General features: G+C 41.1%; 20 protein-coding genes. 8 read left to right on the top strand and 12 right to left on the bottom strand.

From position 1 onward, the window contains the following. Positions 1 to 614: 614 nt before the first annotated feature. Together J2W55_RS06850 and J2W55_RS06845 are read left to right on the top strand one after the other, a co-directional pair. The gene (locus J2W55_RS06850) at positions 615 to 1,064 is read left to right on the top strand and encodes a hypothetical protein (protein ID WP_310093431.1); all 450 of its coding nucleotides are present in this window, start codon (positions 615 to 617) and stop codon (positions 1,062 to 1,064) included. Between the two features lie 5 nt (positions 1,065 to 1,069). After that, complete coding sequence (locus J2W55_RS06845; protein WP_310093429.1) at positions 1,070 to 1,639, top strand: hypothetical protein; 570 nt, start codon at positions 1,070 to 1,072, stop codon at positions 1,637 to 1,639. 169 nt (positions 1,640 to 1,808) lie between these two features. Here J2W55_RS06845 and J2W55_RS06840 read toward each other — a convergent pair whose 3' ends face one another. From J2W55_RS06840 to J2W55_RS06810, 7 genes are read right to left on the bottom strand one after another with little or no spacing between them, the layout of a single operon-like run. Further along, positions 1,809 to 2,882, bottom strand: coding sequence for a hypothetical protein (locus J2W55_RS06840; protein WP_310093427.1), 1,074 nt, complete (start codon positions 2,880 to 2,882; stop codon positions 1,809 to 1,811). Continuing rightward, the gene (locus J2W55_RS06835) at positions 2,860 to 4,542 is read right to left on the bottom strand and encodes an FAD-dependent oxidoreductase (protein ID WP_310093425.1); all 1,683 of its coding nucleotides are present in this window, start codon (positions 4,540 to 4,542) and stop codon (positions 2,860 to 2,862) included. The genes J2W55_RS06840 and J2W55_RS06835 overlap by 23 nt, the downstream gene beginning before the upstream one ends. Further along, complete coding sequence (locus J2W55_RS06830; protein WP_310093422.1) at positions 4,520 to 6,028, bottom strand: polyamine aminopropyltransferase; 1,509 nt, start codon at positions 6,026 to 6,028, stop codon at positions 4,520 to 4,522. Before J2W55_RS06830 ends, J2W55_RS06835 begins: the two co-directional genes overlap by 23 nt. A gap of 6 nt (positions 6,029 to 6,034) precedes the next feature. After that, entirely contained in the window at positions 6,035 to 6,259 is a 225-nt protein-coding gene (locus J2W55_RS06825; RefSeq protein ID WP_310093420.1) for a DUF350 domain-containing protein, read from the bottom strand. Positions 6,260 to 6,270: 11 nt separating this feature from the next. Then, positions 6,271 to 6,450: a hypothetical protein gene (locus tag J2W55_RS06820; protein ID WP_310093418.1), complete on the bottom strand. Its 180-nt coding sequence runs from the start codon at positions 6,448 to 6,450 to the stop codon at positions 6,271 to 6,273. Next, positions 6,447 to 7,763: a DUF4178 domain-containing protein gene (locus J2W55_RS06815; protein ID WP_310093415.1), complete on the bottom strand. Its 1,317-nt coding sequence runs from the start codon at positions 7,761 to 7,763 to the stop codon at positions 6,447 to 6,449. The genes J2W55_RS06820 and J2W55_RS06815 overlap by 4 nt, the downstream gene beginning before the upstream one ends. A 1-nt stretch (position 7,764) precedes the next feature. After that, positions 7,765 to 8,118 carry an S-adenosylmethionine decarboxylase family protein gene (locus tag J2W55_RS06810; protein ID WP_310093414.1) on the bottom strand — a complete coding sequence of 118 codons (354 nt, stop codon included), beginning with the start codon at positions 8,116 to 8,118 and terminating at the stop codon, positions 7,765 to 7,767. Positions 8,119 to 8,332: 214 nt separating this feature from the next. On the opposite strand from J2W55_RS06810, the gene J2W55_RS06805 reads away from it, so the two are divergent. Next, positions 8,333 to 14,776 carry an alpha-2-macroglobulin family protein gene (locus J2W55_RS06805; RefSeq protein WP_310093412.1) on the top strand — a complete coding sequence of 2,148 codons (6,444 nt, stop codon included), beginning with the start codon at positions 8,333 to 8,335 and terminating at the stop codon, positions 14,774 to 14,776. Positions 14,777 to 14,932: 156 nt separating this feature from the next. On the opposite strand, the gene J2W55_RS06800 is transcribed toward J2W55_RS06805, so the two are convergent. Then, positions 14,933 to 15,415, bottom strand: a complete 483-nt coding sequence (locus J2W55_RS06800; protein WP_310093410.1) for a hypothetical protein — start codon at positions 15,413 to 15,415, stop codon at positions 14,933 to 14,935. Between the two features lie 319 nt (positions 15,416 to 15,734). Further along, positions 15,735 to 16,862 (bottom strand): epoxide hydrolase family protein, encoded by a 1,128-nt coding sequence (locus J2W55_RS06795; RefSeq protein ID WP_310093408.1) that lies wholly within the window; start codon positions 16,860 to 16,862, stop codon positions 15,735 to 15,737. Between the two features lie 85 nt (positions 16,863 to 16,947). Here J2W55_RS06795 and J2W55_RS06790 point away from each other — a divergent pair, with 85 nt between their 5' ends. The 4 genes from J2W55_RS06790 to J2W55_RS06775 all read left to right on the top strand — a co-directional run bounded on the left by J2W55_RS06790 (position 16,948) and on the right by J2W55_RS06775 (position 19,902). Then, a complete protein-coding gene (locus J2W55_RS06790) occupies positions 16,948 to 17,646 on the top strand; it encodes a Crp/Fnr family transcriptional regulator (protein ID WP_310093407.1) in 699 nt (232 codons plus the stop codon). A gap of 89 nt (positions 17,647 to 17,735) precedes the next feature. Next, positions 17,736 to 18,146 (top strand): VOC family protein, encoded by a 411-nt coding sequence (locus J2W55_RS06785; protein WP_310093404.1) that lies wholly within the window; start codon positions 17,736 to 17,738, stop codon positions 18,144 to 18,146. Positions 18,147 to 18,377: 231 nt separating this feature from the next. Further along, positions 18,378 to 19,247 (top strand): alpha/beta fold hydrolase, encoded by an 870-nt coding sequence (locus J2W55_RS06780; RefSeq protein ID WP_310093400.1) that lies wholly within the window; start codon positions 18,378 to 18,380, stop codon positions 19,245 to 19,247. Between the two features lie 394 nt (positions 19,248 to 19,641). Beyond that, positions 19,642 to 19,902, top strand: coding sequence for a hypothetical protein (locus tag J2W55_RS06775; protein ID WP_310093398.1), 261 nt, complete (start codon positions 19,642 to 19,644; stop codon positions 19,900 to 19,902). Between the two features lie 152 nt (positions 19,903 to 20,054). Here the strand turns inward: J2W55_RS06775 and J2W55_RS06770 are convergent, their stop codons facing one another. Continuing rightward, on the bottom strand, positions 20,055 to 21,203 hold the full coding sequence (locus J2W55_RS06770) for an acyltransferase family protein (protein ID WP_310093397.1): 1,149 nt from the start codon (positions 21,201 to 21,203) through the stop codon (positions 20,055 to 20,057). Positions 21,204 to 21,583: 380 nt separating this feature from the next. On the opposite strand from J2W55_RS06770, the gene J2W55_RS06765 reads away from it, so the two are divergent. Beyond that, positions 21,584 to 22,966 carry a right-handed parallel beta-helix repeat-containing protein gene (locus J2W55_RS06765; RefSeq protein ID WP_310093395.1) on the top strand — a complete coding sequence of 461 codons (1,383 nt, stop codon included), beginning with the start codon at positions 21,584 to 21,586 and terminating at the stop codon, positions 22,964 to 22,966. A gap of 78 nt (positions 22,967 to 23,044) precedes the next feature. On the opposite strand, the gene J2W55_RS06760 is transcribed toward J2W55_RS06765, so the two are convergent. Together J2W55_RS06760 and J2W55_RS06755 are read right to left on the bottom strand one after the other, a co-directional pair. Continuing rightward, entirely contained in the window at positions 23,045 to 23,815 is a 771-nt protein-coding gene (locus J2W55_RS06760; RefSeq protein WP_310093393.1) for an alpha/beta hydrolase, read from the bottom strand. A 120-nt stretch (positions 23,816 to 23,935) separates the two neighbouring features. Further along, positions 23,936 to 26,500: a bifunctional glycoside hydrolase family 9 protein/polysaccharide deacetylase gene (locus J2W55_RS06755; RefSeq protein WP_310093390.1), complete on the bottom strand. Its 2,565-nt coding sequence runs from the start codon at positions 26,498 to 26,500 to the stop codon at positions 23,936 to 23,938. Positions 26,501 to 26,569 lie beyond the last annotated feature (69 nt).

Here is a 26,569-nt window from a genome sequence, read left to right as displayed (position 1 = left end):
TAATTGGATATTCCGGAACCATTGAGCAACGCGTTCCGGAGAAGAGTTCAGAACATTCCGTTACCCTCATATCTTTGATATAATAATAACAATGGAGCAAATGGCAGCGAGTTTAGTTACGCTAAGCGTGGAAAGATTAAGAAGCGAGTAAATATTAGCGAACAATATTGCCGCCTATGCTTCTTTTTACCTAAATTGCATTAGAAATCGTTCTATAAAATCCGGTGAATTGAATTAATCTAAAAGGCTACCATCGAGGCTACCACTTTTTCAGGTCATTCAAAAAACCTCATTTAAACGCTAAAAACGCATATTTTGCGAAGAAAAATAGACTTTTCGTAGAGCCTCCGGCTCCACGAAACACTTACCGTAAGTTGAACCTATGTTTGGCTTACGGTTTTTTTTGTTATGGCCGTTAAGGATCACGTTGTTTACATGTAAAAACAAATATCATTGTCCAAATTATAAACTCCGGCAACGGCTATTGTACCCAAGCTTGTTGGATTTCGTTATTTTTATTGCTGTCAATTACCCAATTAAATATCGTCTCAAAAAATGCCTGAAGAGTTTATATCATTTTTGAATCGGAAAAAGACCGGATTAAAGAAGTTTTAATGCCGCATCTCAATGAGAAAATATTCAAAAGGCTATTAGGTGGTTTCTTTGACGAAACTCAGAAACGTTTCATAGCATTTGCATTTATCGCACTTAAAAAGTCAATATTTTACGAATATGATCACCTTTTTGAATTGTCAAACCATGGACATTCGGCGGTTTATTTTTCATCTGGAATGGTTGAAAAAACAAAAAAACATTTAGATAACAACAGCTTTCAGTATAAATCAACTGAAGAACGTATTGAAGATGGGATATATAAAAGTCTATTAGTTACTTACACCGGGGAATTTGCTTTTGACGAATGGAATATTCTAAGGGATTGTTGCTTTTCGGATAGTAAGGATAAAAATAAGATTCTTAACAGCAAGTTGGACGGAGTTAAGCATTCGTTAAAGGACTACTTTCTTAATAGCTCAATTTTAAGGAAGCGTTGGAGCATCACATAAAGCTGATGAGCTACGTAAGAGGCATTGATGAAAATTCACCTGTGTTGATACCTGCAGAATTAAAACCGTTCGTCGGTTATTCAACCTTAGTTGCATCGGTTCGAGCTGAAAAGAAGTCTGAATTAAATCTTTCATTTCAGGGATATATAACAAAAGCGGTTTGCGAACCTTTAATCATAAGGTTAAAAACTTATGACCCAGATCGATATCAGACTGTTTGGGGGTGGTATGGACATGATTGTAATTTTTTAATCCCATCGCATAGGCAATTTTGTTTAATAATCTTTGTGGCTATGGACAAATGGAAAAAATCTTCATTGCAATTTTATCTCTATAATTTGAAAGAAGATAAATTATACAATTGGATTTACTTTGAATTATTTCCTTATAAGGAAATAGCAGACTACGACCTCATAGTAAAAATCTTTTCTCCAATATCCCAATTAGATAGTATGGACTACATTAGCAACCCAAGCTGCAACTTTGATGATGATGATTTTTGGAACAACTTCGTGTTTAAACGGGCTGATGATAAATATTTATATTTATCAGAAATAACGCGCCTACATAGCTAAATGGTTGTCAAACGTTACCAAAGTGGTTCGAAATCATCGCCCTACGAAATCTTGATATCCCAAACAGGGAGTTAAAATCATGGCCCTTTATGTGGTGATATTCAAAAGGATGGCTTCAGCCTTAAATTCCATAAACAGGGAAGAACCAGAGAACGTCAGGCCATCTTAATCAAGTTGCCGCCTTTTTAATTTTCCAAATAAAGCCATCCAGCACGTAATGTGTAGATTGAGGAAGGGCAAGTAAAGGAACTAAGAGTGACAGCATTTGTTGGTCATTTATTTTCGGCAGACTCGAAAATATTGTAAAAATGCTTCCATGCTCTTTCCAGATCAAACCATCCCATAAGCCCTCTTCTATATAGGCAAACAAAGCAAGGAGCAACAGAAAGATCAATACACCGCCAACTTTGTTGAAGGTATATTTCTTAATGAGGTTGCCTTTGGCGGGATCTTTTGCCTGTTTGCTCTTCTCAAAGATCCAAATCAGCGCCATATACGGTATGCCATGTGACACAACATTAAGCGTTGTAAAAGCCATATCGCCATTAAAATATACAATGCCAAAATACCACGACAAAAATGTACCGCCTATCAATAAGTTTCTGGGCAGATTGAAGGTCTTGATCCTGACCACATAAATACATTCCTTGATGAGGTAGGCCACTATTATGGTCAGATACGAAGCAAGCCCTACATTTAACAAAATCGGCGAATGAATAGAAACAATGTCATTTTCTACAAACCAGCTAAAATTTCTCTTGCCGGCAAAATGCCAGTAAAAAAGCGGGTAAATGGTGGAGGTATAAATGGCTAACTTATCTATTTGTGTATACCAATAGTGGTAGTCTTCTTGCCGGGAGTATAATCGCATAAACCCATACTGCTGCCTTATAAAGTGAAACACTGCCAGGTAAGCCAGTATACGCCAAAAAAGCATTCCGTCAAAACTATGCAGCAAAACACCAACTATATAACAGGCAATCGGGACTACGATTAAAAAGGCATCGTTTTTATAGGAATTTAAATTGAAGTACGTACGGTATAGGGTGCTGTATACATGCGCAACATCAATAAAAACCACAAGGAACAGCCAATAATAAATGGGTATTGCTGACGCTGCCTGAAACTGGGCGGGAAAACAGATGACCAGTAGCAACGCGATAAACGGTGGCGACAGGATAAACATCCCATCAATGCCCGGCGAGTGCAGCCACGGCTGTTTAGGTATTAGGTTGTTTTTCATATATGGCTAAAACCTGGCTTGCGGCGCGTACGCCCTGGTGAAATGCTTCCTCAAAGATAGATATGCCGCTTATATCCGTATGGGCAAAAAACAGGTTATTTTTCACTGGTTCCTGCGCAGCCAACCTGTTAGCGCCCCAAATATAGTTTACAGCCGGGTATATCATGCCATGGCCCCAAACCCAGCACTCTACATTTTCAACAACATCTGTAATGCCGGGGTGCATGTATTCCAGCTCCGGCATCATAATATCCATCCATTGTTCATAAGTGCGGCTGTAAGCTGCTATGCGTGCCACGCGCGGTTCATGGTCGCACAGTGGCAGGTACCAGGTTAATACCTTTTTTTCGTCAGTTACTTTAACGGTTTGCTGCCCGGCATTTACATAGCCAACCGATGGCGTATCATAACCTACATTATCCCAACACAAACCTGCTCCCTTTGCCTGTGGTAAACGGCTAACGGTAATATTGGCGATAAACCATGGCGAATAATTTAAGCTGGAATAATCCAAATTCCGATAAATACGATCTTTAAATAACCGCTGGTTTACAAATTGCGGCGTAGCCATAATAACATTATCTGCAACAATGGTACTTGTTATCCCCCGCGTTACATCATAAATCCCCGCCACTACTTTTCCTTGTTGATTGTAGCTTATACTATAACACATTTGCCCTTTATGCACATGTTCGCTTACTTCGGCAGCTAATTTTTTGGTCAGCCAGCCATTCCCTTCCGGCCAGGTTAAAACTGCGTTGTTTTCCGCGTTAGCTGCCTTTCCTCTGCGAGATGCAAAATAATGAATGCCTGCCCAGGCAGAAATCTTGTCTGTTTTTTGCCCGTAATCATCCTTGCAACAATAGTTTAAATACCACAAAAGATATACAGACGTGAATTGTTGCTGATGCAGGTACTCTTTAAAGCTTATCCTATCCAAAGCCCGATATTTATCGTCGGCACTGCTATCATCTATAGGGATATCAAAAGCATATTTGCCATCATCTCCCTTTGCCTTTTTTAACTGATCTACCAGCGCGAAAAAATGTTTAACCTGCGCTTTATCGGCTGTGCTTAACCCAAAATCGGGCACAATACCCTCCTGCCACTGCCCGTTAATAAGCAGGCGCTCTTCAGGATCGAAACATAAGTAGTATTCGTTGTAAACGGGTAGTTTATTTTCAAAGCCGGTTATCACGCCGCAATCTTGCAGGAACCCGGTAAGCACGGTATCCTCATTATTAACAATGGTAATATAATGCGCCCCCAAAGGATACGCCGAAACATTGTTTTTGCCCGAATGTGAATTACCGCCTACATGATCTTCCAACTCCAGCAGCTCAAAATCATCATGGCCTTGTTTTTTTAACCAGCGCGCGGCTGACAGACCCGAAATACCACCGCCAATGATCAGCGTTTTAACTTCACGGGTACCGGTTGGTGCGGGTAACGGAACTTTATCGCGCAATATGTGCCCCGCTTTTGCATTGGGACCTTTGATACTGCCTTTGATATTTTTGTAAGCAGCTTTCGGGTGTAGTTTTCGGATACAACCGCCCAAAAAAATACCCGTAGTTATTAAGCCCGCTTTAAGCAGGAATGAGCGGCGGCTTAATTCGTTAACAAAGCCCGTGTTTTTATAAAACGGATGACCACTCATCTTCAAAGTATTTTACCAGCACCTGGTTGTTTAACTTGTTAACTTCTGTTTTTACCTTAGCCATGTCCTTTGGGAAGTAAAACATCAGGTCGAGACTTTCTTTAGTTACAAAGCGCATCCCGGGTAAGAACACCGCGGGTTTTTTATATACGGGGTTCTCGGTAGCCATAATATAACCCCACTCGCCGAAGGATGGTACGTAATTATGATAAGGTATAGTGTGCAGGCCGACTGAACGCAGCGTTGTATCAACTGTCCAGAAAGATTTTGGTGCAACGTAAGGCGATGTTGCCTGTATAACCATAATGCCGCCCGGCGCAAGCACGCCTTTGGCCAGTTTATAAAATGAATTGGTATAGAGTTTACCAACCGAATAATTTGACGGGTCCGGAAAGTCTATTACCATAAAATCGAACTTTCTTTTATCCTGCCTTAACCAGGTAAACGCGTCAGCATTAATTACTTTTACTTTGGGGGATAGCAACGAACTTTTGTTAAGGTTCAGCAGCATGCGGTTTGATTTGAAAAGACCCGTCATGCCTTTATCCAGGTCTACCAAGGTTACACTTTGTATGTTTGGATATTTCAGTATCTCGCGCACTGCAAGCCCATCGCCGCCGCCCATCACCAATACATTATGGGCGTTTGGCAAGGCCTGTAATCCAGGGTGAACCAATGCCTCGTGGTAGCGGTATTCGTCATCAGAACTAAATTGCAGGTTCCCGTTCAAAAACAGGCGCAATACCTTACCTTTTTTTGTAAGGATGATGCGTTGGTAAGGCGTGCTTTTCGAATAAATGATGGTATCGGCATAGGTAAGGCTTTCTGAGAAATTAGTTATCACGCCCGCATAAACAAAACCCACCAACAAGGCAAGGATGCTGATCACAGCACTGGTTTGCAGGTAAACAGCCGCTTTGATTTCCTTTTTAAAGCTTATGCAAACAATAAGCGCTACACCCACATTAAGGATACCTACCAGGTACGAGGTCTTTACCAGCCCGAGATAAGGTATCAGCAGTAACGGAAATATCAGCGAGGCAAGCAAGGCGCCTATATAGTCAAATGTAAATACTTTTGATACAAGATCTTTAAATTCGTAGCGGTCCTTTAGTATCCGCATCAGCAGCGGGATCTCTAACCCTACCAGAATGCCTGTGATGCCCACCAAGCTGTATAAAATAATACGGAACGACGCAATACTTTCGAACACCAGAAACAATATGGTAGAGCTTGTGCCACCCACCAGGCCAACCAGAATCTCTAACTGAATAAACCATGAGACAATGTTTTTTTCGAAGTATTTTGATACCCACGACCCTATGCCCATTGAAAATAGATACACACCGATAATGGTGCTGAACTGGGTTACAGAATCGCCTAACAGGTAGCTCGCCAAGGTGCCGGCTATCAGTTCGTATATCAGTCCGCAGGTTGCTACAACAAAAACGGATACAAGCAGCAGAGCATGCAGTTTTTTGTTCATATACTCTTACCCGTGTATAGCCGAACTTATGATGATAGCTATGGCGATCATAAATGATGCGCAGACAATAGCTAAAGCCATGTTGTGCTTATCTACAATTTCTCTCCATAAATTCTCGGGGGTGATCTTTTCAATTATCCAGTAAGATACCAGCAGGATAACGATGCCTATTACCGAATACAATACCGATGCGATAATGTATTTATAGTTAATCAGATCATGTAAGCTCATAATTATAGTGTTTATTTGTGATAAAATGCGTGAACGCCCCTTACCCGGCTGTTATTATTGTATTCGGTGTTCCGGGTTACTGTGCTGCTTTCCCAAAAGGCAATGCCATTGAACATGCTATATGCATAATAGCCAACAATAAGTAAGGCAAATATCAGGTATATGCGCGCTGATTTAAATGTACTAATCATTCTTCGGCTTCATAAGGTGAATAATCGCTGTTCATCCATCGCTGCTTTTCGTAGTTGCGCATTCGGTACCAGGCATACAGCGGGTATAAGCAAAGCAGCAAAATAGTTACCCATACATTGCGCCATATAACCGGGTTAGCAAGGATATTGATATGAATGTTTTTGTTCGTTGTATCGCCCGAGGCGGGATAAATATTTAAATGGTATTTGCCGTTAGGGATATCTGATAGCAATACATTCGCCTCTTGTGAACCTTCTGTCCAGCTTTCGCCGGCTTCGTAACCATGATAATATTCAATGCTTTCGGTCACTTCCCAACTTTGATTGTTTTTTTCATTTACAAGCACTACTGTAGTTTCCAGCCAGTTATTGTCGATATCAGATTTGATCAAAAAATCAAGGGCCGATGAATTGTCTTTTAATTCAAAAGATGGCGTTATAAAGGGCTTAAACTCATTAACCTTTGTAGAGTCGCTCACAATAAAGTAGTCGTTATCCATTACTTGAAGTTCCGGTTTTATAACGGATGCTGCGAAACCAACCAAGGCAACCAGGATGACCAGTACAGGAACGATCTTACCCACTGCAAGCCATCTTTTGGCATGTACGGAAGGCTGATTAGCACCTATACCTACTTTTTGTGGGAATAAGTTTATGTCGATTTTAAATGCCTCAGCAATTTCGGCCGGCTCTGCATACTTTCCCAAATAAAAATCAGCCGTGCTTGTTCCGGGTTTGTCCTGTTCTTTATAAACAATATTGGGCGGGGCAACAAATTCTGATGTTTTAGCCTGTTCAAATAAAATATCCCAGTCAAACTCACCTATTAGCGCTGTGGTCATGGCGGTATATTTATTGAAAAGATTATACTCATTCTCTTCATACTCAATAAAGTTCCAGCTTCGGTCGCTCAGCTTTTCCAGGCTCGGGTAAAACTCTTTACCGGCAACAAATGTCCAATGGCCGTCGTACTCAGCGAAGTTGGCATAGCCTTTTTCATAGTTATAAAGAATGTATTCACGCCAAGCATAACCGGCCGCTTTTTCTTTTTTTTCAATGTAACCGATTACCTTAAAATCATAGCCCCGAAAAAAGCCCACACTACCAAGCCTTATCACAGGTTGCTGATTTACAGGCGGAGCGTATTTTTGAATAACAAGGGTATCATTCGCTATAAACCTGATAAAAGAATGACAAGATGTACATACAATGTATTCGCTCCCTTCAGGATCGTAAAGTGTTACGATGTTTTTGCATTTTGGGCAGGCAACTTCATCTGAATAAGGGAAAGCGTTTAAATTTATGGTTGCCATACTACCTTATCAATTCTGTTTTTTTAATTTCCGCACCCTCAAAAAAACGCAATACTTCATTATAGATGACCCTTACTTTATCAGAATTGTCTTTTTGGTAATTTGACAGGAAAATATCAAACGTTGCCAGATTAAATTCTGGCCAGGTGTGGATAGATAAATGCGATTCCGTTAGACACACAACGCCGGTGAACCCCGCGCCATCAAAATCATGGTAAACTTCACCGACTTTTTCCAGATTGTATGTTGCGATTAGTTCATCAAAAAATAATTTGCAAGCAGCCGAAGCTGAAAAGGATGTAGTATTAGCTGCGGAAAACTCCGCTAAAATATGTAGGCCAGGTTGATAAGGCATGAATCAGGTTTCTTCTAACCAAAAATATAAAAATTTATAAGATATAAGATTACTAATGTTTTTAAATAAAGCCGGCTTAGTATTATGATAATTATTACTTCTGAGACAATTCTTAAAATTAGTTTCGCACCCTTTATGGAAATGAGGATTGATCTGCATCCTATATGTATTAAGCTAATTAATTGCTAATTTATCAACGCCTTAACATAACCTTATGCGCTCACTTCAGTATTCTGTAAAATTCTGTTTATTAGCAATTTACTTTGTATTAGCCATTCAATCCGCATCGGCCCAAAGTAAATTCGATCAAATAAATTTAAAAATAGATTCCCTTTCAGACAAAGGGCTTCCTAAGTCGGCGCTTAAAGAAGTAGATAAGTTGGATGAGTTGGCACATAAAAACAACAACCCGTCGCAGCAGATACGGGCGGTAATCTACCGGATGACATTACAATCTTATATTGAAGAAAACGCATTAGTGGCTATCATCAACCGTTTAAAGGCTGACATTGATAAGGCAAGCTTTCCGGCAAAGCCCGTTTTACAATCACTATTAGCAGAAACCTATTGGAAATATTATCAGCAAAACCGCTATCGGTTTAGCCAGCGCAGCCATCTAAATAAAGCCGATGCTGACTTTACAAAGTGGGATCTGCAAACGATAGTTAATGAGGTAAGCGATCTGTATAAGCTATCTTTATCTGATGCTTCGAGAGAACAGGACACACCTGTGGGTGTCCTTGATGGCGTTTTAGCAGGTGATGAAGCTACGCGATATCTAAGGCCCACACTGTACGACTTTTTGGTGCACCGTGCCTTTGACTTTTACTTGGGAGATGAGCCGGAATTGACCAAACCAAAACTCCCCTTTGTATTGAATAACCCCGACTTGTTTAGCAACAGCAGTAATTTTGCATCAATAAACTTTAAAACGTCAGATACCACCTCAAACATTTACCTTGGCATAAAACTATTACAACAAGTTTCGTTATTTCATATAAAGCGTGATGATACAGAAGCACTGGCTGACTTAGATCTTAAACGCCTACGTTATTTGTATGATAAAGCTAACTTAGCAGGTAAAGATTCGCTGTACCTGGCGGCGTTGCAGCAAATAGCAGCAAAATATTCAGACAAGCCTATTAGCAGCCAGGCGATAGTATTGCAGGGACAGTACTACCGGGCGCTGGATAGTTTAACAACCGCTTACACTTACTTCAAAAAAGCGAGTTTAAGCTACCCTCAAAGCCTGGGTGGTAAAAACGCCATGAAACTGTTGGCTGCAATAGAGGACAAAGAGCTTTCATTAAAAATGGAAGATGTGAATATACCAGGCAAGCCATTGCTGGCGCTGCTTAACTACCGAAACGTAACCTGCGCAAAAATTTCGATATACAGGTTATCGTCAGCTCAAACAGACATTTATAATGGGTTTAGTAATTACCAAACAATTACAGCTCAACGGTTTGAGTTTTTAAAAAAAATCAAGCCAATAGCTGTAAATGAAGTGAAGTGGGCAGATGCGGGCGATTATCGCCCGCATAGTGTAGAAATAAAAATTGATGCGCTGCCAGCAGGCAACTATGTTTTAATGGCAGCAGCTGGTAATAGTGACGATAAAACGTTAACGGGCTTGACCGACTTTAAAGTAAGCCGCTTGGCCTATATTGCCCGGGGTAACCCTAACCAAATTACAGAGATAATTGTATTAAACAGGGAAACAGGCTTGCCGTTGGCCGGCATTAAGGTTGCCATAAAGGGACAATATTATGGAGTTATGCCTAACTCCAAATCATCACAATGGACCCAGGTTTCTGAGAGCGGCACCAGCAATAAGTATGGGGTGTATTTTTTCAATAAAATTTTAAATGACATCACTGTTGATCTGACCGTTAAGGGCGATACACTTAAAGGTAAAACGGCCTATATAAGTAGTGTGAGAGACGACAACGATGACGATAACGAATCCGAAGATAAGACCGTTTTGTTTACCGACAGGCAGATCTACAGACCCGGGCAAACCATTTATTTCAAAGGGCTGCAGCTTGAGGTGCTAAACGGTAAAAGTAAAATAACGCCCGACAAAGAAGTGCAGATTACGTTTTCAGATGTGAATGGGAAAGAGGTAAGCAGTTTAAAGTTAAAAAGTAATGACTTCGGCACTTTTAGCGGCAGTTTTATTATCCCGCAAAACATGTTAGGCGGCGATGTCGAGTTAGAAACAGAGGACGGCAGAATTGCGCTGAAAGTAGAAGAATATAAGCGCCCTACTTTCCAGGCGGAATTTTTACCACTTAACGATAGTTACAGGTTTAATGATTCTGTTACGGTGAAAGGAAATGTTACCGCCTTTTCCGGTTACGGCTTGTCGCAGGCACGCGTTGCCTATCATATCATTCGCTCGCAGAACAGGGTGTTTTATAACAATGCGCAGGGCCTGGGTTTGTACGGTTCGCGATATAGGGCGCCGGAAACAGAAGAAATCAAAGCAGATACCATCACAACAGATGACCAGGGTAAGTTTGAAGTAAAATTTAAAGCCACTAACCCGGGGGGCGATCAGCTAAATACAATTTACAGCTATGCTATTAACGCAGATGTTACCGATGCTACAGGCGAGACCCATTCTGCGCAAACAAATGTGTTGATTGGCAAAAATGATATTGCCATTATTAACTCCATACCAGATGTGCTTTTTGCTAAAGACAGTTTGCAAGCTTTTATCAGACTAAACAATTTAAACGGTCAGCCGCAAAACGGCCATGTCAAATTAAGTATATATGCCTTGCAGCAAAATGATCATGTTTTTTTAAACAGGTTATGGCAAAAGCCGGATAAGTATATTTTAACCAAAACTGATTTTAATAAGAGCTTCCCTCGATACGCCTATGGCAATGAGGATATTTTTGCAACATGGGCAAATACCATACAAGTAATAGATTCAGATATCACTGTCCGGAATGATAAAGCGGGTCTTGCCGATCTCCATGCATTAAAAAATGGTGCTTCAGGAGTTTACAGAGTAGTTATAAGCGCCCGAAATGATGCAGGTGATACCACATCGGTTACTAAATATATGGAATTGGTTTCTGAACCGGCCAAGCCATCCAATATCAACAACTGGGTAACTCCGGTTTTAAATAATGTACAAGCAGGCAGCAATGCCGAGTATTGGATAGGCATTGGTCAAAAGATAAACGTTTTAATGGAACGTTATCACGGCGCTAAGCTTATCTCATCTAAATGGATAACTGTAGACGGAAAACAAGAGCGTATAAAAATACCTGTATCTAATGCCGATAAAGATGTAGCCGTTCAGTTTATGATGGTGTACCAGAACCGGATGTACAACAGCTATCAAAAAATAAACATCATAAATAAGGACAATGCTTTAAAGCTTAAGCTGCTTACTTTTCGCAACAAATTGCAGCCGGGGCAAAAAGAGCAATGGAAGATACAGGTAAGTAATAACAACAACGAAAAACAGATTGCAGAAATGCTGGCGGGTATGTATGATGCTTCGCTGGATGATATAACAGCGGGCAATAACTGGGAGGCAGCACTCTATTGGCCCTATAAATATCAGCCAAACTATTTTGAATGGAGCAGCTATGGTTTTGTAAACACCTCCATCACAAGTGCTATTAAAAATAAACAGGCAAATTATACGGTTCTTACGCCTAATTATGAAAAGCTAAATCTCTTCAGTTATAATTATTACGGTGGCTATAACGCGGGTTACAGGAACTACCTGGAAGCAGCCAAGGTAAACCTAAGAATGGCGGAGTACGACAGAAAATTAGCGGCCGATTTTTTAAAAAATGCTGCTCTGGTAAAAAATGGCTATGTAATAACCGGTAAGGTAATTGACAGCGCCGATGGAGGCGTGCTCCCTGGTATAACAGTCACCATCGCCGAATTGGGCATAGGTACCACTACAAATTCGAAGGGGGTTTTTAAATTAAAAGTACCGGCTAACGCAAAACTTAATTTCAGCTTTATCGGCTATAAATCTCAAAGCATAACTACTTCTAAAGCAGCAAACATTACCGTAAAATTAGAAGGCAGCAGCAATGCCTTAAACGAAGTTGCGGTAGTTGGTTATGCTACTCAACGTAATAAAAGCTTTACCAACACTGTAGCTACTGTTATGATACGTGGAAACAGTGCTATATATGGTTCTCTTGCGCCGAAAGCTGACTCTGCAGGATTTTATTCTCTTGAAGGAAAAGTAGCAGGTGTACAGGTAAACTCGCCTGCACCGGGTGCAAGCGATAAAGTAGTGATGAGAGAAATAGGGAGCATGCCGAACCCTAAACCAATTACCATCCGTAAAAACTTTAATGAAACGGCATTCTTTTATCCGCAATTACATACTGATGAAAAAGGACAGGTACTAATTGACTTTACTATGCCCGAAGCTTTAACCAAATGGAAATTCAGGGCGCTGGCGCATACCAGGGAATTAAACACCGGCTATTTAGAGGCTGATCTTGTTACCCAAAAGCAACTAAGCATCAGCTCAAATATGCCTCGCTTTTTACGAGAAGGTGATACGGTAACATTTTCGGCCAGGCTGGTTAATTTAACAGACGGAAAGCTAACAGGCAATGTGACGATAAACCTTTTTAATGGTGTCAATATGAAGCCTGTAAAATTACTGACAGATTCAGCACAGGCTAACCAATCATTTAATTTGAATGCTTTTGCGAATAAGGCCGTTTCATTTAAATTGATTGTCCCGCAGGAACTGGATGCCCTTACCTATCGTCTTACTGCTGAAGCCGATAATTACAGCGACGGGGAAGAGAATACGGCACCTGTGTTACCCAACCGTATGCTTGTTACTGAAAGTATGCCCATGATGATACGCTCAGGCCAAACACGGAGTTTCAATTTCGATAAGTTACTGACCAATCAAAGTAAGACGTTAAAAAGCAAATCGCTTACTCTGGAGTACACCCAAAATCCGGCTTGGTATGCGGTGCAGGCGCTGCCCTATATGATGGAGTTTCCTTATGAATGCTCTGAACAGGTCTTTAGCCGTTATTTTGCGAATAGTTTGGCCATTAGGCTGATGAACAGTACACCCATTATCAGGCAAGTCTTCGAAAGGTGGAAAAGCAGCAACAGCAACGAACTGTTAAGTAACCTTGAAAAAAACCAGGAATTAAAATCCACTTTACTGGAAGAAACGCCATGGTTGCGCGATGCCACAAGCGAGTCTGAACAAAAAAAACGCATTGCATTATTGTTTGATCTGAATAAAATGGGTAATGAACTGAAGGTGAATTTAGAGAAGTTACAAAAACGCCAGTTGCCCGATGGCGGCTTCCCATGGTTTGCAGGTGACGGGGCCGACCGTTATATAACCCAACATATTTTAGCCGGTATTGGTCAGCTATATAATTTAAAAATAGCAGGCGATAGCAGCCTGGCCTTAAACGCGATAAAAGAGAAAGCACTCGATTACCTGGATAGTCAAGTCATTAAAGATTATAGACAGGCACAGCAATCAAAGGCATACGAATCCCGAGCGATAAATGCAACGGAGATACATAGCTGGTATGTACGCAGTTACTTCGCAAGCGTAGGCATGTCAAATGTTTCAAAAGGAATTTTATCCAATTACTTAAAACGGGCAGAAAAGCAATGGGTAACACAAGATATTTATGAACAAGGCATGATAGCGCTAACCATGCTGCGATACGGCAAACCACTGGTAGCGAAGAGACTCATAAGATCCTTACAGGAAACGGCTCAGCAAACGGATGATTTGGGGATGTATTGGGCAAACAACCGAAGCGGTTATTACTGGTACCAATCACCCGTGGAAACGCAAAGCCTGCTGATAGAATTATTTACAGAAGAGGGGACAGGGAAAAAGGCTGTAGAAGAAATGAAGATCTGGCTGCTGCGTAATAAACAAACCAGCAATTGGAAAACTACCAAAGCTACAGCTGCTGCCTGCTATGCCTTATTGCTAAAACAAAATGATTGGTTATCGGCGGCGAACACATCCGAAATACGGTTAGATGGTAAGTCATTAAATGAATTAAAGCCGGATATAAAAGCCGAAGCCGGCACCGGATACTTAAAAACAACCTGGGTTGACGAGCAGGTTAAACCCGCGCTTGGTCAATTAGTCATTAGGGATAACTGCAAATCCATCAGTTGGGGAGCCATGTACTGGCAGTACCTGGAGCAAATGGATAAAATAACACCATCTAAAACTGATATTCATCTCGAGCGCAAATATTTTATTCAGAAGCAAAACGCATCCGGGCCAGTATCAATAGCGGTTGATGCAACGCACCAGCCAAAAACAGGGGATCTGTTGAAGGTGATCATTTACCTGAAAGCCGGCCGTGATTTTGAATATGTGCAGCTAAAAGATATGCGCCCCGCAGGAACAGAGCCGGTTAGCACCCTGTCAGAATACAAGTACCAGGATGACCTGTATTACTATCAGGTTACGAAAGATGTAGCCACTAACTTTTTTATTAGCTGGTTAAGTAAAGGTAATTATGTATTTGAATATCAACTGCGCGTGGCACAACCGGGCAATTTTTCCACGGGCATAGCGACAGTACAATGTATGTATGCTCCCGAATTTAATGCCCACAGCGAAGGTTCAAGAATGACCATTAAACCTTAAAATATTCTTTAAAAAGCAGTGCTGCTTCTATACTGTTCGGCATATCGCCGAACCTGATCCCCTGACCCTGTTGGTGGTACCGGCCCCACAGATCACTTACCGTAAGTTGAATGTATGTTTGGCTTACTTTTTTTGTTATAGAGTATAGCGCAAGTGTTATTCTGTCATAACCTGATAAAAATATGTTATGCTATCAGTGGTGCCATAATGGAATCTTTTAAAAGCTTTTGCTATTGGGTCAGCAATATTGTTATTGGGTAATTTTATAACAATCGGCATCATTGATATATTTTGAGGTAAATCACTAACTTCTTTTTGATCAATCCACATACCATTGTTACTATTTACCATAACTTGACCGACATATGCCCCTGCTACAAATATGGTTTCTGCAAAGTCATTTACAGTAAGACCATCATCGCTAAAACGCTGTAAAAAGTTATCAACGAATTCCAAGGTGTCAAAAGAATAGTTTAATTCTTTATTTTCATTTTTTTTAACAGCATTGACAAATTGTTCTGCAAACCTTTCTCCGTTTTGTGGTATTGGTTCAAATTGTAGATTCAGACTACGTTTCGGCATAGCCCCAGTATCAGGTTTTACGCTTTGTTTTCCAAATATTCTTTTCAAAAAGCTCATTATGTCCTATAGTTAATTTTATAAAAAACTTATATAAAGCTAATCTTGTTTATAGAATTTTCCATTTCCTCAACAGCGTCAAGTAGGTCTTTAATTAACAACAAATAATCTTCATTTTCAGGCTTTAAAGAATGATTTGGTTCTAACTCAATCCCCTTGCCTCCACTAAATTACTTACCATAAGTTGACCTATGATTGACTTACGGTTTTTTTGACGCGATCCCCGGCGAACAGCTCAACCATTAATTCAAATTCCGGTGGAGGATGCCTACCGCCATATCTACCAGGCCAATACCGTAGTAATCACATCGGATTTAAATTAGCTGATGCCGCTGAAGAAATCTATAATATCCTTAGCCAATAACTGTGGTTGCTCAACGGCTGCGAAGTGGCCGCCCTCCGGCATAGCTGTCCAACGCTGAATATTAAACCCCTTTTCGATATATGCCCGGGGCGGCGTTGGCAACTCCTTTGGAAAACTGGCAAAACCAACCGGTATTTTTACAAAGTCGTTCTTGCCGAATGCCAATGGCTTTTGGCTGTTCTCGTTGTAAATACGCATTGATGAATGAATTGTTTGTGTAACCCAGTATAAGGTAACATTAGCAAGCAGTTCATCTTTTGTAAAAGTATGCTCTATATTGCCCTTGTTATCACTCCAGCCGTTGAATTTCTCTACTATCCATGCACATAAACCGGCCGGCGAATCATTCAACCCGTAGGCAGCGGTAAGCGGTTTTGTAGCGTGCATATGAGCGTAGGCACCTTCTTTGTCGGTCCATATTGAACCGGTCTTCTGAAAAGCGTAAACATCCGGAGTCAGTTGTTCCCCCTCGGGAATATAGGGCTTATACGAGCCTGCTATGTAATTAAGGTGCAGACCGGTTACATGTTCAGGATATCTTAATGCCAGCCAGGAACTGACTCCTGAACCGATGTCCCCGCCCTGAGCGCCGTATTGTTCGTAACCAAGCCCTGTCATCAGTTTATGCCATAAATCCGCAACGAAAGCGCTATTACACCCCGGTTGATTAACTTTATCGGAAAAACCAAAACCCGGAATTGAGGGAATAACCAGATCAAAAGAAAAGTCGGAATTTTCTGTAAGTAAAGGAATCAGTTTCATCATTTCGAGAAAAGATCCAGGCCAGCCATGTGTTATAATTAACGGTACCGGTCTTTTACCTTTTCCTTTAATATGCATATAGTGAATGTTGATGCCTTCAATTTCGACCCTGAAATTTGGATAGGCATTGATCTCATCTTCAATTTTGCGCCAGTTGAATGTATCGTGCCAGTACTCAATTAAAGATTTTATATAAGAGAGGTTCGCTCCGTAGGCCCAATCTGAACCGGATATTTCATCAGGCCAGCGGGTTCGTTCCAACCGGACTTTTAAGTCGTTCAGTACCTCCTGAGGAACAGTTACTTTAAAAGGCTTCGTCATAAATTCGTTTGGTATTGATATTCTTCATGCTACGATCGTACCGCTTAATTGTTTTGAGAACCGTAAAGATAGTACTGCTAAAACAATGTCTATTTTTTTTATCAATTCAGGCGCAATGATGAACCGGCTGCGACGGGGTATTATGCCGGTAAGTAATAATAAATGTTGGGTTTACCAAAACGCCAAATATTTCTATTTTTACCTTATGCGTTTTGACGTCTTTTTTCAAAAGATTAAAACCTATGCTGATCTCTCGCCGCAGGCAGAAACAGCGTGGGCGGCATTGCTGCGCGAAAAAACTTACCATAAGGGCGACTATTTTGTTACCGAAGGCCAAGCGCCCAAAAAAGTAGCTTTTATAGTGAAGGGCCTGTTTTATCAGTATTACACCGCCGATAATGGCGATATGGTGGTAAAATATTTCTTCCCCGAAAACCGCATTGCCGGCTCGATGACAGCAACGCTTACACAGACGCCCAGCAACTTCACTATAAAAGCGCTGGAGGATACCCAGGTGCTGGAATATAATTTCATGGAATTTAAAAAGCTGGTTAGCATTTACCCCGATATCGCCGCGTTTTATATCCGTTATATGGAGCAGCACTGGATCATTGAAAAGGAGCCGTACGAGGTGTCGCTGCGATACGAATCGGCCAAAACCAACTACGATATTTTTTTGCAGAAGTACCCCGGATTGGTTAAACGGTTAAAGAAACAGCATATCGCTGCCTACCTTGGCGTTACCCCTACGCAGCTGAGCAGGATATTTTTTGCGAATAAATAATTTTTTTTGTCTTTCTCAACATATGTAAATTTTTTAGAAAAATGGTTGCCGCAACTTTGTGCCATCAACAACAATAAAAAATTTAAATCATGGCAACAAAAATTTTCATCAACCTGCCTGTTAAGGACCTGGAAAGGTCGAAGGCATTTTTTAACGGACTTGGCTACAGCTTCAACCCCCAGTTTAGCGACGAAAAGGCCGCCTGTATGGTAGTGAGCGAACATATCTATGTGATGATGCTTACCGAAGCTTATTTTAAAACATTCACCAAAAAGGAAGTAAGCGATGCCCATAAAAGCACCGAGGTTTTATTGGCGCTGGACGCGACATCAAAAGAAGAGGTACAGCAAACTATAGCCAAAGCGCAAGAACTGGGCGGCGCCATATACGCCGAGGCGCAGGATCATGGCTGGATGTACCAACACAGCTTTGCCGACCCCGATGGTCACCAATGGGAGATCGTTTACATGGATGAAAGTAACATCCCGAATTTCGGGTAACCTTCGGATTTCGCATAGCATATAAAAGGTTAACAGCTGCATTGGTTGTTAACCTTTTATGTGCTAAAATCTTGTTCAGATCATAAACAGGTTATTTTTGAAAGTATGTGGCAGATTATAGTTAAAGTTTCCATACAGTCATTAGTGGCCATAAAAGTTCAATTTCCTGCTATTTATCTGAACCATATCTGAAGTTTCTTGTTATTTGAATTTGAGTAACTTAAAGTTTCTATGTTTGACAATTTTAGCCGGGAACAAATCAGGATTAAGGATATAACCATCAATCTCGTTCGGGCCGGCCAAGGTTATCCAATCTTATTTTTACATGGCTACCCGCAAACACACGTTTGCTGGCACCAGGTTGCACTAATACTCTCCGAACAATTTACGGTTGTATGCACCGACCTTCGCGGTTTTGGAGACAGTTCAAAACCCTTTGGCGATGCGGAACATCTGGCTTATGCTAAACGCACAATGGCACAAGATCAGGTAGAGGTAATGAAACATCTGGGTTTTAATACATTTGGAGTTGTTGGACACGACCGCGGGGCCCGTGTAGCGCATCGCATGGCACTTGACCACCCGGAAAAGGTTGAAAAACTTGCTTTACTGGATATTATACCCACCAGTACAGCTTTTGAAAATGTTGATAAAAAGATCGCTACTAATGCATTTAACTGGTTTTTTTCCATACAGGATGATGACTTGCCTGAGCGTCTGATAGGCAGCGAATCATCATTCTATCTCCGTTGGTGCATTGAACATTGGAGTGGTACGAAAGGCATCCCTACCAATGAAGCCATGAGTGAATATGGGCGTTGCTTTACTAAAGAAGCCATCCGGGCTACATGCGAAGAATTTAGAGCTGCTGCCTCAATTGACCTGTTGCACGATGAAGCTGATAAAGAGAAGAAAATTACGTGTCCGACCTTATTGTTATGGAGCAAGAACAGTATGTGGGCAACTTTTGATGTAATGAAAGTCTGGCAATCAAAAGCTAAAAATGTAAAGGGAATTGCTTTTGATTGCGGCCATTTTTTGCCGGAAGAGCATCCGGATCAAACGGCAAGAGCGCTACTTGATTTTTTTGGCAAGCATTGAATCAGTTTGATAAATTAATGAACCAAAAACAGGTACTTTATTACATCAAAAACATTAAGAAAAACGTTAGTGATTCAATCAGATTATTTCTTTGCCCACACTGTCGATAGGTTTTTCCGGATTATGGCTACGATAATATAGATCTTGCCGATCCCAACTTTTTAGCAAGGAAAAGCGAAGCCTTGTCAAACTTAAAATAGTGTCAATTTTGCTTTAAAACCCACATATTTGATAAAGGGAGATAAATCAAAACAACCAATTTGTTTACACAGCGGATCTTAATAACATCAGTAAGAAGATGCGTTCGGCCAGGCAGCCAATGATATATTTAACTAATATCATTGTTTTTTTAAACAATTACGCCGTAAAATTGTCTAACCAATTAAAAAGTAAAATGGCAAATTCAATAACCATAAAATTACATTCTACAATCGGCGGAGATAGGACCATCATCGCTGAACCTGTTGAAACAGATGGCGGCGCACAGCATAATGAAGTGTATCAACTTTTCGCCCAGGCTATTGAGAACAAGTATATAGGTGATATGACTTTTAACCAGCCCGGGTTAAAAGACTGGACGTTTAACGGGTTTGGTTTGGATGATGACGAAGAGCGGCAGGTGGCTGAATACATCATGAAACACCAGGGTAACTAAATTGAAAATCAGGGTAAGACAATAAAGGACATTATTAAACATTGATCAGTCCTTCCGGGATCTTCCAAATGGATTAAGCGGCCATGTAGTTTACTTAGCCTTGTTATTTCTTCACAGCAAAATCAAATTAAAAAACTGATCAATAGTTACCGTTAAGCTAAAACATCTGCCGCCACCATTTTTTTTACCAGGAAGCGCTTCGCAAGCCATTTTCTTACAGGTTCGTCATATAATTTTAGCGAAGCGTAAGCAATAGCAACACTAACAACAAACAAAAGCAGGCCAAACCAAATACCATGTTCCATGGGTACTTTATTTTTTGCAACCCAACCCGTGTACAGGTATATGAGTGGGTAATGGGTGATATAAATAGGATATGATATATCTCCAAAAAACCGGCATATCTTTGCCGAAAACTTATTGTTTATATGGCCACCCGCACCAATGGCAACAATAAGCGGAAACATCAATATAATAGTAAACGACTCATATAAACCGTTCATCCACAGCTGCGTGCTACCGCCAATCCTGGGTATAAATAAAACGAGGGCTATCAACACGCTACATACGGTAAAGGCGCCTTTTATACGAATGAGCTTGCCCATGCGCGAAAGCAGGATCCCTGCAAAAAACGGATAAAGCAACCGCAAAAAGCCAATATTAAGCTGGGCTTTATTAATACTCCACCCGCCGATAACATCGCCTTGAGGGCCCATCACCAAATAACGAACAAGAAAACCGGCAAATATCAAAACCAGCACCGCAAGCGCCTTTTGAGAAATTTTGCGAAAAAACAGCGCATATAAAATATTGGCGATATATTCAAAAAACAACGACCAAGCGGGGCCATCCAACGGATGCATTTCCTGCCAGCCACGTATATCCATAGATATAGGCAGCGGAATCATCGTAAAACCAACCACCATTACCAGCAGCAACTGCCAAACAGGCGTACCCTCTATCAGCGGAAACGCCGGGCTGGCCTGGAAATAAAAAAGCAAGGCGCCAATTACCGTGCCCATAATAACCATGGGCTGCAGCCTGATAAGCCTGCGTTTGTAAAAATCCCATTGGCTCATTTTTCCCCAGCGATCATCATAAGCATAAGCTACCACAAAACCCGAGAGCAGAAAAAAGAAATCAACCGCCAGGTAGCCATGATTAATGATCTGGTTAAAGCGGTTACCAGAGTAGGTTTCCAACACGTGAAAAGCCACTACCAGCAGCGCGGCCACACCGCGCAAACCGTCTAAAATTGGATAATGTTTTTTCGAATCAGGATAAGCAGGCGAAGCATTCATTTTATTTTGTGATAATTATGGAATGGATAAAAAATGGTTTAATTAAGTTAGCTGTGCTGCCTGGTTAACGCGACAGCATTTGACGCTAAATGTGCTTAAATAAAATGAAAATACCTAAATGAATTTAAGCCTGGACACACGCTACCACTACGCCACTTCCTTACTTGTGAATATGGTGTGATGATTACACCGACAATAAGCCACGACAAGATGCTTCAACCAAGAATCGACGATTAATTTATTCTCACATGTTTAAACAACTATATATAAAAAGTAACGTATAAGGACTGACTTTGCAAGCCAGAAAGCCGGAGATATGGAAAAGCCGGAGATATGACGACTGTGAGTTAAACATATTATGTTCTAACTTAAATTTACAGATGAACAATAAAAATTGCTTATTACGCCTGATAGCTGGCATGCTGGTTATATCATCTTTTGTAATGTGTACTAAAAGTACAAATCAAATTGAAAGAGCGCCAAGCTCAGCTCCAACTCAGGATACAACAATTGCAAACCTGAGCAATGAAGCCATCACTAACTGTACTTACACTATTCTGCCCGCTGAAGAGATAGTTGACGGAGCCAAGATACCAGCAGGCTCTACCATATGTATCCCTGCCGGAAAAAGGGGCCCTTTACTGCTTAAAAATTTCAAAGGGACTGCGGCAAAGCCTATCATTATTATTAATAAAGGAGGTAAAGTAACCATTTCAACAGCTATTACCGCTTCATACGCTTTTAAGACAAAAAATTGCCAATACTTTAAAATATTAGGAAATGGGGCTCCGGGTATTACATATGGGTTTAACCTAAATGGCGGAAACCTGGGCATGACAATGGATGATCTGAGCTCAGATTTTGAGATCACAAATGTTGAAGTCCGGAATTGCGGATTTGCGGGCATTATGGCAAAAACCGATCCATCATGTGATCCGGCCACATGGCGCGGCCATTTTACGATGAGAAATATAATTCTTCATAACAACTATATTCACAAAACGGGCGGCGAAGGATTTTATGTAGGAAATTCCTTTTATGCCAATGGGATGTCACTTGCTTGTGGCAAGGTTTTACCTCATAATATAGTAAATGTTAAAATATACAAAAACATTATTGATTCAACCGGCTGTGAAGGTATTCAGGTTGGTAGTGCTACTTCAGGATGCGAAATCTATAACAATACGGTAAAGAATCCAGGGTTACGTCCTTTTGCTGCCTACCAAAATAACGGTATACAAATAGGTGAAGGCACCGGCGGTAAATGTTACAATAACCTGGTTAAGAATGCACCTGGCAATGGCATTATTGTCCTTGGACTTGGGGATAACGTGGTGTTTAATAACTTTATTCTAAATTCAAAGTCTTACGGCATTTTTGCAGATTCAAGATACACTCCGGGGCCTTATTTTCAATTTATTAATAATACCATCATTGGATCGGTTTTAGGAGGTATAAAATTAAATTCCGAAACCATACCGATGAATACCGTTATTAACAACGTAATTATACAGTCGGAGACAGCACTTTCAATCATAAGAATAAGCAGGAGTGTTAAGCTTACAGCCGCCAATAATTATATTGGTAAAAGTGTAAGCACATGTAAATTTGTAAATTACAGCTCGGATAATTTCCACCTGCAGTCGTCATCTCCGCTTATCAACACCGGGGCAAATGCTTTAACATATGGTGTAAGTTCTGATTATTACGGTACTAAACGCCCTTCAGGTAAGGCTTTTGACATTGGTGCCACTGAGTACTGATATATCGTCGCCGATCTAAAATAACATTAAGTTCGTGGGAATATTAATATTCCCACGAACTACGGTTAATAGAATCGATTAATTTCTTTTGGTTGCGGAAATTATCAAGTCCGCCGCTTCTTTTGGATGGGTAATATAAACGCTATGGCTTGCCCCTTCCACCTCAACGGTCTTAACACTTTTAGCCCTTTTGGCATACATCCACTCCAGGTCAGGGTTAATGATCCTGTCGGATTTAGCAACCATACACCAAACAGGCTTTGTTTTCCATGCGGGTTTTGTGATAACGGCATGAAAGGCGCTATCGGCAGTGGGTGTTTGCGAAACTGCCATAAAGTTGGCCAAATCCGGCGTAACCTCTCCTGCAAAATCGGTTGCAAACATTTTGGGGTCTATATAATCCATACCGTCACTTCCCTTTATTAATGACTTGTAGACTGATGGATAGGCCTTGCCATTGCCGGCTTCGGATTCCCCTGCATCCGGGGCGTGTGCTGCGATGTAAACCAGCCCTACAACCTTTGGATTGTTGCCGGCGGTAGTTATTACTGCCCCTCCATAACTATGGCCAACCAAAATACAAGGTCCATCTTGCTGGTCAATGATCCTGTTAACGGCAGCTACGTCCGCAGTGTAAGACAGTAGTGTATGTTGCGTTACAGATACATTATATCCGCGTTGTGTGAGGATATGATAAACCGCCTGCCAGCCTGACCCATCCACAAATGCGCCATGTACCAACACGATATTCTTTATTGTTTTGGGTTCTTGCCCGAAAGAATCCCTTGACAAACTGCACACCGAAATGATCAGCATGATAACTGCCCATTTTAAAATTCCCTTTTTCATATTTTCAAAGATTAAGTAACTATGTAAATGACCAGTGCAAATTAAGCTTGTTTACAGCATATTCAATTCAAATTTCGTTTACCTGCGGCGAATATCCTGTTTATTCGTAAAAAGCTTTATTTAAGTCTTTTCGTTTACAGTTTCAACGCCTTCTATAAGTTCGTTAATTTTAACAAATTGATATCCCCGGCTTTTTAACTCATTGATAAGTTTAGGTAGATAAAGATAAAACTTGTCTTTTCTGCGCGGGTCAGTACCTATATGAACCAACAGTATAAAACCATTTAAGCCGTTGACCGAAGCTTGTTCATAATCAACAATTGATTTATATACAGCCTCACTGTTTACATATTTGCTACCCATTTCGGGATAAGTATAATCAGCGTTACTGCGCGTACCTGGGGTAAAATCAACAAGCTGCAACCCCAGTTCGCCGGTCCATTTTGCAATGGAGTCATTATACCACTCATACGGCGGCAAAAAATAACGGGCCTGCCGTTTATCAGTACCCCATCGCTTTAATTCACTGTAGCTGTTTAACAGATCGTCTTTAAATTGCTGGTGTGTTACCAGCAAGCTGTCCTGCTTTTGCCAGTCGCAATACAACAAATGTTTATCACTGTGCGAACCCAGATAATTTCCATTAATTTTAAGTTTTTGAATAATGGCATTAAACTTTTGATTGCGATAAAAATTGCCGGTTAAAAAGAATGAACCATGAATGTGTTGCTCTTTTAAGGTATTTGCAATGTACAAGCCCCCGTCTGCAAATTCGTCGCCGGTAAAAACCAGCGCAAGTTTTTTTGTAGCCCGGCTGCCGCGGATCATGGCGCCTTTTACTTTTACCGGTACTTTTTGTGATGATATATTACCTGCCTCATGTTCCTTAGCCGCCATTAAATATATCAATGACGCTGTGCCGTCCATTGTGGGTTCATTGGTGCTGTAATCGCCGGTATCATCGTGGTACACCACCAGGTCTGACTGAAAATCCGCATATTTATCAGGCTGCAATAGCTTTAACCCACGAAGCCTTTTAAAGATACTACCATACACCGGCCCGTCAACCAATGCACCGTCAAGCGGGTAATGATATAAATATGCCAGGGATGAGTGCGGAAATAACGGCGAATCGTTACTGCCCGGCAAACCATATATCATACATTTTCCCCAGGGGTTGCATCCCAGCAACCAATCCAAACAGGCCTGCTCTAATTCGGCAAATTGCTGATCGTTACTTAACTTACGATACAAATAACATTGTATGGCAAATGATGTTGTCAAATTATTAGAGCACCAGATAAAAGGCACTCCCCTATAAAAACCATTGTTGCGGGCCTTAACCCATACACGTTCAATACCTTGTTTATAGTAGCTTATCAATTCCGCTTTTTTTAACGCGCTTTCTTTCTTCGCCAATTCGTAATGACCGAAGTTATGAAACGGGTACCATTGATAATGCCGCGCGGTATCGGCTCCCATCCATGGGGTTACTTTTTCTTGAGTGCCATAATTAAACGACTGGAGTTCATATTTTTTGTTACCGGTAAGCTGGTAAAGGGCGGCGGCGGCCAGTTCCATATCGTCAACCCAGTTATCTTCTTCATAATAATAGGGTTCGCGGTTTGGTGCTGTTTGTGCCACGCCGGGTTTGTTTAATCCAAGCTGATACGCTGACTGGGCTTTTTCAAAAAACAAATGAGACAATACCGGGTCTGCTTTTTTATACAGCATTGCCCCAAGCGCAAATGCACCGGCAAACTTACCCGCTGCGGAAGCGACGCCTGTGGTTTGATTTTTATAATTACCCAGCCCCTGGGGTTTGCCTGTAGCAAAATACACAGGACGACCCCGCCCCGGTCCAACGCCATAATCTACCGAGTCTTTGGTTGGCAGCCTGAATCCGTGGTGATCGCGGTCATCGGCCAACTGTGTAAACATCCAGTCATTACGGGGGTGCATTTTTAACAGCCATGTTAATCCCCAGCGTGCCTCATCCAGTACATCAGCACTGCCGTTTGTTCCGTCAAGGCCATTGGCCAAATATTTATCCGCAAACACATCCGGAAAATCGCGGTACGCTGCCAGTAAGTGATAGGTTGCATTGGCCGATGTGGTAACGTATTGCAAATAATCTGTGGCATCATGCCATCCGCCCCACACATTGATCCGTGTACTATCGGGCATGGGACCATACATGGTATACCCATCAGTTGTATGGCAGGAGTCTTTTAAAAACGGATTAAAGCCGCTGCGTTGCTGCCGCATATAACGCAAACTAAAATCTGCTGTACCCGAGTAAACGTTATTATCAATACGGATCACCGGCGAAGTTGCAGACCCGCATTTGATATAATAACTGCCTATTGTTTTGAATGAGCTAAAATTTAAACGTAAACAATGGTTAAAAGGCCCGTAGGCACCAAATACTTTTCCAACATCCGAACTAAATACCGTTTCTCCCGTTTTAGCATTTATCACCTCAAACTTTGAGGGAACAGCGGTTTCCTTGCTTACCCATATGGCCACCTTAACCCCATTTGGCAAATAACCCAACTGATTAATTCTTATCCAGGAGGTTAAATTATCTTCATTTTTAAATGCACAACATACCAGAACGCAGCATATTAAACATTTAAAAATAACTGGTACAGCCTGGCTAAATGGTTTATAAGTACTTATCATAGCCTAAATTTATAAAATTATAAATTAGGTTATGTTTTTGCCCTATACCATCTGTATTTACACACACAT

The sequence above is a fragment of the Mucilaginibacter pocheonensis genome, assembly GCF_031456535.1.
Lineage (GTDB): Bacteria > Bacteroidota > Bacteroidia > Sphingobacteriales > Sphingobacteriaceae > Mucilaginibacter > Mucilaginibacter pocheonensis.
Note: the sequence above shows the minus strand (reverse complement) of the source record. Positions and strands in the feature narration are given on the sequence as shown.

Bases quoted from the DNA above. Each gene is read 5' to 3' on its own strand.
- J2W55_RS06850 (WP_310093431.1), top strand. From the start codon at position 615: ATGCCGCATCTCAATGAGAAAATATTCAAAAGGCTATTAGGTGGTTTC.
- J2W55_RS06845 (WP_310093429.1), top strand. From the start codon at position 1,070: ATGAGCTACGTAAGAGGCATTGATGAAAATTCACCTGTGTTGATACCT.
- J2W55_RS06840 (WP_310093427.1), bottom strand. From the start codon at position 2,882: ATGAAAAACAACCTAATACCTAAACAGCCGTGGCTGCACTCGCCGGGC.
- J2W55_RS06835 (WP_310093425.1), bottom strand. From the start codon at position 4,542: ATGAGTGGTCATCCGTTTTATAAAAACACGGGCTTTGTTAACGAATTA.
- J2W55_RS06830 (WP_310093422.1), bottom strand. From the start codon at position 6,028: ATGAACAAAAAACTGCATGCTCTGCTGCTTGTATCCGTTTTTGTTGTA.
- J2W55_RS06825 (WP_310093420.1), bottom strand. From the start codon at position 6,259: ATGAGCTTACATGATCTGATTAACTATAAATACATTATCGCATCGGTA.
- J2W55_RS06820 (WP_310093418.1), bottom strand. From the start codon at position 6,450: ATGATTAGTACATTTAAATCAGCGCGCATATACCTGATATTTGCCTTA.
- J2W55_RS06815 (WP_310093415.1), bottom strand. From the start codon at position 7,763: ATGGCAACCATAAATTTAAACGCTTTCCCTTATTCAGATGAAGTTGCC.
- J2W55_RS06810 (WP_310093414.1), bottom strand. From the start codon at position 8,118: ATGCCTTATCAACCTGGCCTACATATTTTAGCGGAGTTTTCCGCAGCT.
- J2W55_RS06805 (WP_310093412.1), top strand. From the start codon at position 8,333: ATGCGCTCACTTCAGTATTCTGTAAAATTCTGTTTATTAGCAATTTAC.
- J2W55_RS06800 (WP_310093410.1), bottom strand. From the start codon at position 15,415: ATGAGCTTTTTGAAAAGAATATTTGGAAAACAAAGCGTAAAACCTGAT.
- J2W55_RS06795 (WP_310093408.1), bottom strand. From the start codon at position 16,862: ATGACGAAGCCTTTTAAAGTAACTGTTCCTCAGGAGGTACTGAACGAC.
- J2W55_RS06790 (WP_310093407.1), top strand. From the start codon at position 16,948: ATGTCTATTTTTTTTATCAATTCAGGCGCAATGATGAACCGGCTGCGA.
- J2W55_RS06785 (WP_310093404.1), top strand. From the start codon at position 17,736: ATGGCAACAAAAATTTTCATCAACCTGCCTGTTAAGGACCTGGAAAGG.
- J2W55_RS06780 (WP_310093400.1), top strand. From the start codon at position 18,378: ATGTTTGACAATTTTAGCCGGGAACAAATCAGGATTAAGGATATAACC.
- J2W55_RS06775 (WP_310093398.1), top strand. From the start codon at position 19,642: ATGGCAAATTCAATAACCATAAAATTACATTCTACAATCGGCGGAGAT.
- J2W55_RS06770 (WP_310093397.1), bottom strand. From the start codon at position 21,203: ATGAATGCTTCGCCTGCTTATCCTGATTCGAAAAAACATTATCCAATT.
- J2W55_RS06765 (WP_310093395.1), top strand. From the start codon at position 21,584: ATGAACAATAAAAATTGCTTATTACGCCTGATAGCTGGCATGCTGGTT.
- J2W55_RS06760 (WP_310093393.1), bottom strand. From the start codon at position 23,815: ATGAAAAAGGGAATTTTAAAATGGGCAGTTATCATGCTGATCATTTCG.
- J2W55_RS06755 (WP_310093390.1), bottom strand. From the start codon at position 26,500: ATGATAAGTACTTATAAACCATTTAGCCAGGCTGTACCAGTTATTTTT.